At 70.7% G+C, this 13,235-nt stretch carries 9 protein-coding genes, 1 tRNA gene and 1 pseudogene; 3 read left to right on the top strand and 8 right to left on the bottom strand.

The window, feature by feature from the left end; all coding sequences use genetic code 11:
- The 3 genes from ACT4N8_RS06515 to ACT4N8_RS06525 all read left to right on the top strand — a co-directional run.
- Positions 1 to 960 (top strand): CHAT domain-containing protein (locus tag ACT4N8_RS06515; protein WP_444857327.1); only part of this gene is annotated, 960 nt, incomplete at its 5' end.
- Between the two features lie 65 nt (positions 961 to 1,025).
- Positions 1,026 to 3,146, top strand: a complete 2,121-nt coding sequence (locus tag ACT4N8_RS06520) for an autotransporter assembly complex protein TamA (RefSeq protein ID WP_444857328.1) — start codon at positions 1,026 to 1,028, stop codon at positions 3,144 to 3,146.
- Positions 3,146 to 7,348 (top strand): translocation/assembly module TamB domain-containing protein, encoded by a 4,203-nt coding sequence (locus ACT4N8_RS06525; protein WP_444857329.1) that lies wholly within the window; start codon positions 3,146 to 3,148, stop codon positions 7,346 to 7,348. Before ACT4N8_RS06520 ends, ACT4N8_RS06525 begins: the two co-directional genes overlap by 1 nt.
- Here ACT4N8_RS06525 and ACT4N8_RS06530 read toward each other — a convergent pair.
- The 8 genes and pseudogenes from ACT4N8_RS06530 to thiL all read right to left on the bottom strand — a co-directional run bounded on the left by ACT4N8_RS06530 (position 7,342) and on the right by thiL (position 13,135).
- Positions 7,342 to 7,677: pseudogene (locus tag ACT4N8_RS06530) on the bottom strand (antibiotic biosynthesis monooxygenase family protein). The gene ACT4N8_RS06525 and the pseudogene ACT4N8_RS06530 sit on opposite strands and share 7 nt — an antisense overlap.
- A gap of 44 nt (positions 7,678 to 7,721) precedes the next feature.
- Positions 7,722 to 7,797, bottom strand: a tRNA-Phe gene (locus tag ACT4N8_RS06535).
- 41 nt (positions 7,798 to 7,838) lie between these two features.
- Entirely contained in the window at positions 7,839 to 8,036 is a 198-nt protein-coding gene (gene yacG, locus ACT4N8_RS06540; protein WP_444857330.1) for a DNA gyrase inhibitor YacG, read from the bottom strand.
- Positions 8,014 to 8,985, bottom strand: coding sequence for a ribonuclease (locus ACT4N8_RS06545; RefSeq protein ID WP_444857331.1), 972 nt, complete (start codon positions 8,983 to 8,985; stop codon positions 8,014 to 8,016). The genes yacG and ACT4N8_RS06545 overlap by 23 nt, the downstream gene beginning before the upstream one ends.
- Positions 8,978 to 9,544, bottom strand: coding sequence for a Maf family protein (locus tag ACT4N8_RS06550; protein ID WP_444857332.1), 567 nt, complete (start codon positions 9,542 to 9,544; stop codon positions 8,978 to 8,980). The genes ACT4N8_RS06545 and ACT4N8_RS06550 overlap by 8 nt, the downstream gene beginning before the upstream one ends.
- A 14-nt stretch (positions 9,545 to 9,558) precedes the next feature.
- Complete coding sequence (gene infA / locus ACT4N8_RS06555) at positions 9,559 to 9,777, bottom strand: translation initiation factor IF-1 (RefSeq protein WP_444857333.1); 219 nt, start codon at positions 9,775 to 9,777, stop codon at positions 9,559 to 9,561.
- 111 nt (positions 9,778 to 9,888) lie between these two features.
- On the bottom strand, positions 9,889 to 12,060 hold the full coding sequence (locus ACT4N8_RS06560; RefSeq protein WP_444857334.1) for a sodium-translocating pyrophosphatase: 2,172 nt from the start codon (positions 12,058 to 12,060) through the stop codon (positions 9,889 to 9,891).
- Between the two features lie 127 nt (positions 12,061 to 12,187).
- A complete protein-coding gene (gene thiL, locus ACT4N8_RS06565) occupies positions 12,188 to 13,135 on the bottom strand; it encodes a thiamine-phosphate kinase (protein WP_444857335.1) in 948 nt (315 codons plus the stop codon).
- Positions 13,136 to 13,235 lie beyond the last annotated feature (100 nt).

Below are 13,235 nucleotides of genomic sequence, written 5' to 3' on the forward strand. Positions count from 1 at the left end.
CCGCCCAATCTGCTGGTCATGGACCAGGCCGGGGTCGAAGCTTATCGCGCGCGCGCCGCGCAGTCGGTCGACAACGAGTTCGATTTCCGCGGCATCGCCTGGCTCGGGCGACAGCGCGACGTCAGCACCGCCGTCTCCGCCAACGCCTTCCGCGACGTCCGCACGGCGCCGCCCTCGCGGGCGCGCGGCGAATATCTCGGCTTCGGCCAGAACACGCCGGCCCAAGGCTATTTGCAGGCCGGCGGCGGCACGCGCGGCGCCGGCCGCGACGATTGCGCCTGGTCGCTCGCCGCCTGGGGCCGGCCGATCTCGGCCGCGGAGCTGTTCAGCGCCCGCCGCGCGATCGGCGCCGAGGCGCCCGGAGAGGCGGACATCGTCACCGGCGAGGCCTTCACCGACACCGCGATCCAGGGGCGCGACGATCTCAACCAATATCGCATCCTCCATTTCGCCACGCATGGCCTGGTCACGGCGCCACGGCCCGAATGCCCCGCCGAGCCGGCCTTGCTGACCAGCTTCGGCAGCGGCGAATCGGACGGCCTCCTCACCTTCTCGGAGATTTTCGACCTTCGGCTGGACGCCGACCTGATCGTTCTCTCCGCCTGCGACACCGCCGGGCGCGCCGGCCTCGCCGTGACCGAGGCGGCGGGCCTGACCAGCGGCGGTGACTTCGCGCTGGACGGCCTCGTTCGCGCCTTCATCGGCGCCGGGGGGCGGATGGTCGTCGCCAGCCACTGGCCCGTCCCCGACGATTACAACGCCACCCAGCGGCTGATCTCGGGCATGTTCGGCGCCCCTCCGGGCACCGGCGTCGCCGGCGCGCTCGGCATCGCCGAACGGCAGCTGATGGACGAAGCCGATACCTCCCATCCTTATTATTGGGCGGGCTTCGCGGTGATCGGCGACGGCGCCGCGCCGGTCGTCCGCGCCGCGCCGGTGCAAACTGCCAGTGCCGAGTGAACCTTAGGGCGCCTGCTTCGTTGAGCGGGGGTCGCCGGTCCCTTTGGCGACGGAGCGGGGGCTAATTGATCGAGACCCGATTGGTGTTCGCGGCAATTGCCGGTGGCGCTCTGGCGCTGCCGGTTGTCGCGCAACCGGGACAGGCACCGCAGCCCGACGAGCCGATCGTTTCCGACAGCCAGTTCGAAGAGGCGCTGCCGCCGCTCGATCCCGAACTCTACGAACCGCTGGAGCGGCTCGAGCCCGCCGATCCTAACGCCCCTCCCCCGCCGCCCTTCCCGCCCGTGCCCGGCCCGGTCGAGGACGCGCCGCTCGGCGACCCGGCACTGACCGAGCCGCTGCCGCCGCTCGCCACCTTCGACGCCGAGCCGGTCCAGGATGTCGCCGCCGCCGGGGAGAGCGAGGCGCCGCCGGCGGTCCGCTACGAGTTCGTCGTCAACGGCCTCGACGAGGTCGATCTCGCCGGCCGCTTCCGCTCGCTCTCCGCGCTGGAGGATGCTGACGGCGAGGCGGTCAACGGGGCGATGATCGCCCTACGCGCCGAGGAGGACGAGGCGCTTGCCGTCCGCCTGCTCCGCTCGGAGGGCTATTATGACGCGGTCGCCACCTCGGCGATCGAGCAGCTGCCCGATCAGCCCGGGCGGCTGCGCGTCACCGTCACCGCCGCGCCGGGCAACCGCTATAGTCTCGGCGACATCCAGATCACCGGGCCCGGGACGGTGCCGCCGGGGCTTGCGCGCGAGGCGCTGGCGCTGGAGAACGGCCAGCCGATCGTCGCCGCCGACGTCGAGGCGGCGGAAGCGAACGTGCTACTGCGCCTGCCGCAGCAGGGCTATCCCTTCGCCGAGGTCGGCCTCAGGGACATCGAACTCGATCCCGAGACCCGGCTCGGCGCTTATTCCCTGCCGGTCGCGCCCGGGCCGCGCGCCACCTTCCGAAACATCATTACCGAGGGCGAGCTCGCCTTCGGCCAGGAGCATGTCGAACTGCTCGCCCGCTTCGAGGCCGGCGAGCTCTACGATCGCCGCCTGGTCGACGACGTGCGCGAGGCGATGGTCTCCACCCGCCTGTTCGACACCGTCTCGGCCGAGCCGGTGCGGACCGGCGAGCCGGGGCCCGACGGCACCGAATATGTCGACATCCTCGTCCGCCAGGATGCCGGGCCGGCACGCTCGCTCGACGCCAGCGTCGGCTATTCGACCGGCGAGGGGCTGCGCGCCGAGGCGGCCTGGGAGCATCGCACCCTGTTCCCGCCGGAAGGCTCGCTGCGCATCGCGGCGATCGGCGGCACCGCCGAGCAGCAGCTCGCGATCCGCTTCCGCCGCAACAATTGGGGACGGCGCGACCGCGCTTTGCTCTTCCAGTTCGAGGCCGGGCAGCGCGATTACGAGGCGTTTCAGGGTTACACGACGCGGCTCTACGGGCTGATCAGCCGCGAATCGACGCCGATCTGGCAGAAGCGCTGGACCTATGCGGTCGGTGCCGAGATACTGGCGACCAACGAGAGCCGCGTCGGCCGGGCCCGCCTTTCGCTCAGCGACGCCTATTTCATCGGCGGTCTGATTGGCCAGCTCGGCTACGACCGCTCGAACAGCCTGCTCGATCCGACCAGCGGCTTCCGGCTGCTCGCCCGGGTCAACCCGGAGGTGTCGCTGCGCGACGGCGCGGATTTCTATTTCCGCAGCCTGATCGAGGGCAGCGCTTATTATCCGATGGGCGATTTCGTCCTCGCCGGGCGGGTTCGCTTCGGCTCGATAACCGGCGTGCCGCGCGATGCGCTGGCGCCCTCGCGGCGCTTCTATGCGGGCGGCGGCGGCTCCGTGCGCGGCTTCGGCTTTCAGGAGCTGGGGCCGCGCGAGATCCTGCCCAACCCGGATTTCGATCCGGCCGACCCCGACGCCGAACCGGCGACGATCGCGGTGCCGCTCGGCGGGCGCAGCCTCGCCGAGTTCGCCCTCGAGGGCCGCTACCGCTTCGGCAACTACGGCGTCGTCGCCTTCGTCGACGCGGGCCAGGTCTATGAGGCCGAATATCCGACCTTCTCGTCGATGCGCTTCGGCGTCGGGGTCGGGGGGCGGCTCTACACCAATTTCGGTCCGATCCGGCTCGACGTCGCGACCCCGATCGACCGCCGCCAGGGCGAATCGCGAATTTCGATCTACGTCTCAATCGGACAGGCCTTCTGATGGCGAGCGCGGCGGACACCGAGGTCGTCGTCCGGCGCCGCCATCCGGCGGTGAGCGTCGCCAAATGGGCGGGTATCGGCCTGCTCGTGATCCTGCTGCTGCTCGGTGCCTTCGCCGCCTGGCTCAACACCGATCCGGGCCGGCGCTTCATCGTCCACCAGATCAACAATTTCGAAGCGGCCTCGGGCCTCCAAGTCCATGTCGACCGGATCAGCGGCTCGGTGTTCGGCGAGATGACGCTGCACGGGCTCGCGCTCAGCGATCCTCAAGGCGTGTTCCTGCGCGCGCCGACGGCGGAGCTCGACTACCGGCCCTTCGCCTACCTGCGCAATCATATCGACATCCGCGCACTGACCATCCCTTCGGCGCGGCTTCATCGCCTGCCCGAGCTGCGCCCGGGCGATCCCGACGCGCCGCTGCTGCCGGACATCGAGATCGACGTCGGGCGGCTGCGCATCGAGCAACTCATCGTCGATCCCGCGGTGACCGGCCGCCGCCATATCCTCTCGATCGACAGCCGCATCCGGATCGACGAGGGCCGCGCCGAGCTCGGCCTCGGTCTCGGCGCGGTCGCGGCGCCGGGCTTCCCGGGCGGCGACCGGCTCTCCCTGCGGCTCGACGCGGTGCCGGCGGAGAACCGGCTCGACATCGACCTCGGCCTCAATGGCCCGCAGGGCGGCTTCCTCGCCGGACTGATGGGCGTCGACCAGGCGATCGTCGCGCGGATCGAGGGACAGGGCGACTGGGCACGCTGGCAGGGCCGCGCCCGCGCCGGGCTCGGCGGCCGCGGCATCGCCGATCTGAGGATTTCCGGCCGCGACGGCACCTTCACCGTCGAGGGGCCGCTCCGCCCCGGGCTGATCATGGCAGGGCCGGTCGAGCGGCTCGCCGGGCCGATCACGCTCGTCCACCTCGTCAGCACCTTCGAGAATCGCCGCGCCGACATGCGGCTTCGCATGCAGAGCCGCGCCGCCGCGATCGCCGCCCGGGGGCTGGTCGATCTCGGCCAAAACCGCTTCGAAGGCGTGCAGGTCGCCGCGCGGCTGCTCCAGCCGGGGGCGATCGCGCCCAATCTCTCCGGGCGCGGCGTCCAGATCGCCCTGCTGCTCAACGGCGCCTTCGCCACGCCGAGCGTCGCCTACGATCTGCGCGCCGCCAGCCTCAGCTTCGACGCGACCACGATTGAGGGGCTGCGCGCGGTGGGCAGCGCGCGGGTCGACGCGGACGAGATCGTGATTCCCGTCTCGGCGAATGCCCGGCGGATTCTCGGCTTCGACGCGGTGGCGGGCGGCACCGTCACCAATGTCCGGCTCGACGGCCAGCTCGGCATCACGGGCACCCGGCTCGTCTCCGACAATCTCCGCCTCCGCTCCGACCGGATCGACGCCACGCTCGCGCTCGCCTTCGATCTTGCCGAGGGCCGCTATCTCGCCGCGATCAACGGGCGGGTGGACAATTATCTGGTCGACGGCGTCGGCCTGTTCGACGTCCGCACCGATCTCGACATGACGGCCACGGCGCAAGGTTTCGGCCTCAGCGGACGGGTCGCGGCGCGCAGCCGGCGGATCACCAACACGACGATCGCCGACCTGCTCGGCGGCCCGGCGACGATCACCGCCAATATCGCGATGGAGCCGTCCGGGCTGGTCCGGATCGGCGACGTCCGCGTCGCCGCACCGCTGCTCCGCGTGACCTCGGGCGGCGGCACCTATGCGCCGAACGGCGCGCTCGACCTGAGGCTGACCGGAGTCAGCTCCAGCTACGGCGCGCTCACGGTGCGCGTCACGGGGAGCGCGAGCGCGCCCCGGATCCAGCTGAACGCGGCCAATCCCGGCTTCGGCGTGGGCTTGCGGGACGTCGAGGCGACCGTCCGCGCGACCGCGGCCGGCTGGGCGATCCAGGCGAGCGGGCAATCCGCCTACGGGCCGTTCACCGCCGATGTCGTCATCCTCTCCAACCGCGGCCCGCTCACCATCGCGATCAACCGGCTGACCTTCGCCGGGATCGACTTCGCCGGCCGCGTCGTGCGTTCGCCCGCCGGGCCGTTCGTGGGCACCCTGACCATGGTCGGCCAGGGCTTCGACGGCTCGGTCCGGTTGAGCGCGGCGGGCCGCTACCAGCGGATCGACATCGCCGCGACCGCCAACGGCGCGCGCACCCCGGGCGAGGTCCCGATCATCATCCAGCGCGGCCTCGTCCAGGCCCGGATCATCCTCTATCCCGACGCGCCCGAGATCGTCGGCGACGCCCAGCTCGCCGGGCTCGCCAGCGGCGACCTCTTCATCGATCGCGCCCGGCTCCGGATCAACTATCGCGGCGGCAGCGGCCAGGCGCAGTTGCTCGCCGAGGGCCGGCGCGGCGTCTCCTTCCGCGTCGCCGCCAACGCCGCGCTCGCCCCCGACGCGATCCGCGCCGCGATGCAGGGCCAGGTCAACAACATCCCGTTCCGCTTCGCCGAGCCCGCCATGATCCGGCGCGAAGGCACCGGCTGGCGGCTGGAGCCGGTCACCGTCGCGCTGCGCGAGGGTCGGGTGCGGCTCGCCGGGCGCTATGGCGACGGCCTGATCGTCCAGTCGCGGCTGGATAGCCTCGATTTGTCGATCCTCAACGCCTTCTCGCCCGGGCTCGGCATCGGCGGCCGCGCCACCGGCAGCCTCGATTTCGCCCAGCCGAGCGGCAGCTCGTTCCCGCGCGCCGAAGCTCGGCTCAACATCGAGAATTTCACCCGCACCGGCATCGCGACCCGCTCGGTGCCGGTAAACATGGCCTTCGCCGGCGCGCTCCGGCCCGAGGGCGGCCAGATGGCGGCCGTGATCCGGCGCGGCGGCACCATCATCGGCCGCCTGCAGGCGCGGTTGCAGCCGCTCGGGCCGCAAGCCGGCTCGTGGACCGAGCGGCTGTTCGCGGCGCCGCTCGCGGGTGGCATCCGCTATAACGGCCCGGCCGATGTGCCCCTGTCCTTCGCCAACTTCCCGGGCCACCACCTGACCGGCCCGATCGCGCTCGGCGCCGATTTCAGCGGCCGGCTGCAGAATCCGCAATTCACCGGCCTCGCCCGCGCCGACAACCTCACCTACACCAACGAGCAATATGGGACGCGGATCACCAATCTCGCGCTCCAGGGCAGGTTCAGCTCGTCGCGGCTCGAGATCGTTCGCCTCTCCGGCCGCGCAGGCGAAGGCACGGTGAGCGGCCAGGGCTCGATCGGCCTCGCTTCCGCGCAGAGTTTCCCGATCGACCTGCGCCTCCAGTTCGAGAACGCCCAGCTCGCGCGCAGCGACGATATCGGCGCGACCGCGACGGGCACGCTCGCCATCATCAACGGCGCGCAGGGCGCCCGGATCAGCGGCGAGCTGGCGCTCGGCGAGGTCCGCTACCAGTTCGTCCGCCAGGCCGCCGCCGAGGTCCGCCAGCTCGCCGGGGTCCGCCGCCGCGGCGAGCCGATCCGGCCGCCGAACGCGGAGATCGCGGACGCGGGTGTGCCGAGCATCTGGCAGCTCGATCTGCGCCTGCGGGCCGACAACCAGGTCTATGTTGGCGGGATGGGCCTCGAATCCGAATGGTCGGCGGATTTGCGCGTCGAGGGCACGACGGCGACGCCGCGCATCCTCGGCGAGCTCGATCTGATCCGCGGCGATCTGAGCCTCGCGGGGCGGCGCTTTGAGGTCCGGCGCGGCCATATCTCCTTTACCGGCGCGCGGCCGCCCAATCCGCGCATCGACCTCGAGGCGACCAGCGACATCGAAGGCGTCGAGGTCGGCATCAACGTCAGCGGCAGCTCGACCAACCCGCAAATCGCCTTCACCTCCAGCCCGAGCCTGCCGCAGGACGAGGTCGTCTCGCGCATCCTGTTCGGCAGCTCGGTGACCGAGATTTCGGCGCTGCAGGCGATCCAGCTCGCGACCTCGCTGAACTCGCTGCGCGGCGGCGGCGGCGGGCTCAACCCGCTCGGGCGGCTGCGCTCGGCGACCGGCTTCAGCCGCATCCGCATCCTCGGCGCCGACGAGACCACCGGCCGCGGCACCGCCGTCGCCGCCGGCATGTACCTTTCCGACGACATCTATGTGGAGCTGATCACCGACGCCAAGGGCTTCACCGCGACCCAGATCGAAATCTCGCTGTCGCGGACGCTCAGCCTGCTCTCGGCATTCGGCTCGCAAAGCGGGACCAACGTCAACCTGCGCTACAATCGGGATTACTGAGCGGCGCGCTCCCGGAGCGTGAGCAAATCGTCGGTCACGGTCATCGTGAAGGCGGGCTTGTTGCCCGGCGGCGTCTCGGCGATCGCGTCGACGAAGGCGGCGCGGGTCTCGGGATCGTCCTAGACCATCTTCGCCTCGAACGCCTTCTGCCACGTCGCCTCGTCCGGCCATTCGGCATAAGCGACGAAACGGCCGTCGCGCTCGCGATGGAGGCGCGAGCCGTGGCTGCCGTAGATGCGCGTGATATGCTCGGTGCCCCGCCGCCAGGCCGCGCGGAACTGCTCTTCCTTGCCCGGATGGACCCGCCACCAATAGACCGCGACGAACATGAGCGCGCCTCCGAAGTCCGGCGCCCCGGCGGATCAGGCGGGGATGGTGCCCAGGGGCGGGATCGAACCACCGACACCGTGATTTTCAGTCACGTGCTCTACCAACTGAGCTACCTGGGCATTTCCGGCGAGGCGCGGAAGAAAAGCGCCTATAGAGGGGCCTAACGTTCGCTGTCCAGCCCGTCTTCGCCGCCCCCGAAGGCCTCGGGACCGGCGGGTTCGCCGGGCACGCGATAGCCGTTGCCGAGCCAGTTCAGAAGGTCGCGGTCGCGGCAGCCCTGGCCGCAGAACGGCTTGTGCGCCGCGCTCGCGGGCTTGCCGCACAGCGGGCAGGCGTCAGTTTTGGCGGCTCTGGACATGCCCGGCCGATATGGCGAGGCCGGCCTCCCCCCGCAAGGCGACCGCGGCCCCCGCCCGGCGCTCCAGCAGCGCGAGCCAAGCCGGCACCGCCTCGATCCGGGCGACCACGGCGGGCGCGGCGTGCAGCGTCAGCGGGCCCGGCCCGGCCCGCTCGGCACGGCGCAGCAGCGCCCGGGCGGCGGCGCCGACGGGGTCCGCCTGAACGGTCTCGGGAAGCGAGGGGCGCTCGCGGCGGCGGACGATCTGCAGGAAGCCGAAGCCGTTGACCGCAGTGCGCTCGAACGGCTGGGGCAGAATCGCGTCGACGGCCGCAGCCGCGCGCTGCCGCGCCGCGCGGTCGCCCACGGTCGGCAGGTCGATGCCGATCGAGCCCGCGATGCCGAAGCGCCGGATCGCCCGCGCGGCTGCGGCCGCGCCCGCCTCGGCCAGCTCGGCCGGCGGGAGCTGGCCGTCGACGTCGAACAAGGTCATCGCCGGGGTCAGGCTCATCCGGAGCGCGCCGCCGGGAAATGCGATCTCGCCTGTTGCCGCTTCCTCGAGCAACTCGGACCAGCCCGCCTGTTCGAAGAGGTCCGGGTCGGAGATCGAGACAGCGACCGCGCCCGTTCGCTCCGCCAGTGTCGGGGCATTGCCGAGGGGGCCATCCGTGGCTCGCACCTTGGCGAGCTTGGTCTTGCCGGCCTCCGGAATCGCTTCGCGCACGACCTCCGCATGGAAGTCCGCGCCTTCGCTGAGTCCGGCGGCGATCGGCTCGAGCAGGGCTTCCTCATCACCCAGTGCGGTAATCCCGCTGCGGCCCGGAACCAGCACCTTGACGAGGCGCGCGGGAAGCACCGCCCCGGCCTTCACCCGCCCCGGCAGCTCGACCGCGGCTTCGACGATCTCGCCATTTTCGACGAGGATCGCGCGATCCTCGCCGATCCCTTCCGCATGTAGCCACTCAGCCAAGCGAATACCCTGCGGCGCGGAGCAGGGCGCGAGTCTCGAACAGCGGCAGGCCGACCACGCCCGAGTGCGAGCCCGAGATCATCCGCACCAGCGCCTCCGCCCGCCCCTGGATCGCATAGCCGCCCGCCTTGCCGCGCCATTCGCCCGCAGCGAGATAGGCGGCGAGCTCGTCATCCGAGAGATGCTTGAAGGCGACGATCGAGGTCGAGAGCCGGTGGCGGGCCGTGCCCGCGCCGTCGATCAAAGTCACCGCCGAATGGACCCGGTGCCGCCGTCCGGACAGCAGGCCGAGCGCCGCGCGCGCCTCCGCCTCGGTCTCGGCCTTCGGCAGAGTCCGCCGGCCCACCGCCACCACCGTGTCCGCGGCGAGGACGAGCGCGCCCGGCTCGACCACCGCCGCCGCCTTCGCCGCGGCCATCCGCCGCGCATAGGGGATGGGCAGCTCGCCCCGGCGCGGCGTCTCGTCGATCTCGGCGGGAACGATCGCGTCCGGGGTGACGCCGATCCGCGCCAGCAGATCGAGCCGTCTCGGGGACGCGGAGGCGAGGATGAGCCGCATCGGGCGGCCTTATCCTATTTGAAGCGGTATGTGATCCGACCCTTGGTGAGGTCGTAGGGGGTGAGCTCGACCAGCACTTCGTCGCCGGTGAGCACGCGGATGCGGTTCTTGCGCATCTTGCCGGCGGTGTGACCAAGGATCTCGTGGCCGTTCTCCAGCTTCACGCGGAACATGGCGTTGGGCAGCAGTTCCACCACCTGCCCGCGCCTCTCGAGAAGTTCTTCCTTGGCCATTCAGATCCGTGCGTCCAAAAAATGCCGGGCGGCCTTAGCGGCAAGCCCCGAAAAATGAAACCCCGCCCGGAGCCGATCCGGACGGGGTTTCCCAACGGGACGATCGGACGATCAGGCCGCGCCCTGCGCCGCCAGCGCGGCGAGCAAGAGCAGGGCGACGATGTTGGTGATCTTGATCATCGGGTTCACGGCGGGGCCGGCGGTGTCCTTGTAGGGATCGCCGACAGTGTCGCCGGTGACCGCGGCCTTGTGGGCCTCCGAGCCCTTGCCGCCATGATTGCCGTCCTCGATATATTTCTTGGCATTGTCCCAGGCGCCGCCGCCCGAGGTCATCGAGATGGCGACGAACAGGCCCGAGACGATCACGCCGATGAGCAGCGCGCCCAAAGCCGCGAAGCCCTGCTCGCGGCCGGCGATGAAGCTGATCGCGAAATAGACGACGATCGGCGCGAAGACCGGGAGCAGCGAGGGGATCACCATCTCCTTGATCGCCGCTTTGGTCACGAGATCGACGGTGCGCGCGTAATTGGGCCGCGAGGTACCGTCCATGATCCCGGGATTGTCGCGGAACTGATCGCGCACGTCGATCACCACGTTGCCCGCCGCACGCCCGACCGCGGTCATCCCCATCGCGCCGAAGAGATAGGGGAGCAGCGCGCCGAGCAGCAGGCCGACGATGACGTAAGGGTTCGCGAGGGTGAAATCGATGTCGGCATAAGCGACGCCGAGCTCGCCCGCGAACAGGCGCAGGTCGGAGGTATAGGCGCTGAACAGGACGAGCGCGGCAAGGCCCGCCGAGCCGATCGCATAGCCCTTGGTCACCGCCTTGGTGGTGTTGCCGACCGCGTCGAGCGCGTCGGTGCGGGTGCGCACCTCGTCCTCCAGCCCCGCCATTTCGGCGATGCCGCCGGCATTGTCGGTGACCGGGCCGTAGGCGTCGAGCGCGACGACCATGCCGGCCAGCGCCAGCATCGCGGTCGCCGCGAAGGCGATCCCGATCAGGCCGGCGAACTGATAGGAGACGATGATGCCGACGCAGATGACCAATGTCGGCAGCGCGGTCGATTCGAGGCTGATCGCGAGGCCCTGGATGACGTTGGTGCCGTGGCCGGTGACGGACGCCTTGGCGATCGACCTGACGGGACGATAATTGGTGCCGGTATAATATTCGGTGATCCAGACGATCAGGCCGGTGACGCCGAGGCCGACCAGCATCGAATAGAACAGGTCCCAGCCGGTGAAGCCGCCGGTGACCGAGGTCGTGGCGACCGCCGGATCGACGTCGAGCCCGGCCGCCTCGGCCGGGCCGCCGATCACCGCGTTCATGTCGCCCAGCGTCTGCATGGTGACGTAGAGGATCGCCGGGATCGAGAGCAGAGCGGTCAGCCAGAAGCCCTTGTAGAGCGCGCCCATGATCGACTGCTTGCGGCCCAGGCGGACCGCATAGGTGCCGGCGATCGAGGTCAGGATGCAGACCCCGCCGATGATCAGCGGCAGGCTCATCAGCGCGAGCATCTGCGCCGGCGCGGCGGTGACGAGCAGGGCGATCAGCACCATCGTCGCGCCGACCGTGACGACATAGGTTTCGAACAGGTCGGCGGCCATACCGGCGCAGTCCCCGACATTGTCGCCGACGTTATCGGCGATCACGGCCGGGTTACGGGGATCGTCCTCGGGGATGCCGGCCTCGACCTTGCCGACCAGATCGGCGCCGACGTCGGCCGCCTTGGTGAAGATGCCGCCGCCGAGCCGCGCGAAGATCGAGATCAGGGAGGCGCCGAAGGCGAGCGCCACGAGCGCGTCGATCACCTCGCGGTCGTTGGGCGCGTGGCCCTGGATCGCGACGAGGACGTAGAAGAAGGTGGCGATGGCGAGCAAGGCGAGGCCCGCGACCAGCATGCCGGTGATCGCGCCGGCGCGAAAGGCGACGGTGAGGGCGCTCTGCAGGCTGGTGCGCGCGGCTTCCGCCGTGCGCACGTTGGCGCGGACCGAGATGTTCATGCCGATATAACCCGCCGCGCCCGAAAGCAGCGCGCCCACCGTGAAGCCGATTGCGGCGGCGACGCCGAGGAACAGCCCGACGATCACCGCGACCACCACGCCGACGACGGCGATGGTCGTGTACTGGCGGCCGAGATAGGCCTTGGCGCCTTCCTGGATCGCTTCGGCGACCGCCTGCATCCGCTCGTTGCCGGCGGGCGCGCGCAGCACCTGGACCGAGGTGAGGATGCCGTAGAGCACCGCGACCAGGCCGCAGGCGATGGCAATGAGCACGACGTTCATGAAAGTCCTTCCCCTGATTTCAAGCAGATAGGGCGAGCGCCGACGCCCGCGGCACGCCCGAGTGTGGCGCGTCCTTTAAGTGGGAAGGCGGAAGGTTGCAACCGTCCGGCTAGTCGCATTGGGACGGTCATCGGCGGTGCTCGAAGCCGAGCCGTTCGGGCAACGCCATGGGCTCACTTTCGTGGGTCAGGACAAGGCCGGCGCCCGCCTCGATCGCGCCGATCCGCGACAAGGGGAGGCCGAGCTCGTCGGCGAGCGCGAGGATCTCGGTGCCCCGCTCCGGCGGCGCGGCGAAGAGCAGCTCGTAATCGTCCCCGGCGATCGCGGCGGCGAGGCGAGCGGCGCGATCCTCGCCGCACTCGGCGAGATAATCGGCGGAGAGGGGAAGCGTTTCCAGCTCGATCCGCGCCGCGCAGCCGCTCGCGGCCGCCATCCGGCGAGCGTCGATCAGCAGCCCGTCCGAAACGTCCATCATCGCCGCAACCAAAGGCGCAAGCCGCTCGCCCGCCTCCAGCCGCGGGCGCGGATTGCGATAGCGCTCGATCAGGAAGGCGGGCTCATGCCGCCCCTGGTTCAGCGCCCCCAGCCCCGCCCCGGCATCGCCGATCGTGCCGCGGACCCACAGCTGGTGGCCGGGCCGGGCGCCGCTGCGTGCCGGCGGCACGATCGCCGAGCGGCCGAGCGCGGTTAGGCCGAGCGCGCGCGGCGCGCCCTCCGGCATCGCCACCGTGTCCCCGCCGAGCAGCGGGATGGCGAAGGCGCCGAGCGCGGTGCCGAGCCCCTTGGCGAAGGCCTGGTCCCAGTCGCTCTCGCCCAGCGCATAGCCGAGCAGCACGCCCATCGGCCGCGCGCCCTTGGCGGCGAGATCCGAGAGATTCACCGCGACCAGCTTCCAGGCCACGTCCTCGGGCGGATCGGTGGGAAGATAATGGACGCCCTCGACGATCATGTCGTGGGTGAGGACCAAAGCCCCATCCCCCATCTCCAGCACCGCCGCGTCGTCGACCAGATCGCGCGCCGCCGGATCCGTAGCCAGCGCGCGAAGCGTGTCGATGAAGGCGGATTCGGAGGTCAAGTTCCTCCCCTCGATTTCGAGGGGAGGGGGACCAGGCGAAGCCTGGTGGAGGGGGCCTTATGGTCAGGAAGAGCCCCTCCACCGCTCTTCGAGCGGTCCC

Origin of the sequence: Sphingosinicella sp., assembly GCF_052387495.1 — a bacterium.
Taxonomy (GTDB): Bacteria; Pseudomonadota; Alphaproteobacteria; order Sphingomonadales; family Sphingomonadaceae; genus Allosphingosinicella.

What these genes read in the sequence shown, in the direction of transcription:
- ACT4N8_RS06525 (WP_444857329.1), top strand. Translation starts at nt 3,146, where the DNA reads ATGGCGAGCGCGGCGGACACCGAGGTCGTCGTCCGGCGCCGCCATCCG.
- infA (WP_444857333.1), bottom strand. Translation starts at nt 9,777, where the DNA reads ATGGCCAAGGAAGAACTTCTCGAGAGGCGCGGGCAGGTGGTGGAACTG.
- ACT4N8_RS06550 (WP_444857332.1), bottom strand. Translation starts at nt 9,544, where the DNA reads ATGCGGCTCATCCTCGCCTCCGCGTCCCCGAGACGGCTCGATCTGCTG.
- yacG (WP_444857330.1), bottom strand. Translation starts at nt 8,036, where the DNA reads ATGTCCAGAGCCGCCAAAACTGACGCCTGCCCGCTGTGCGGCAAGCCC.
- ACT4N8_RS06560 (WP_444857334.1), bottom strand. Translation starts at nt 12,060, where the DNA reads ATGAACGTCGTGCTCATTGCCATCGCCTGCGGCCTGGTCGCGGTGCTC.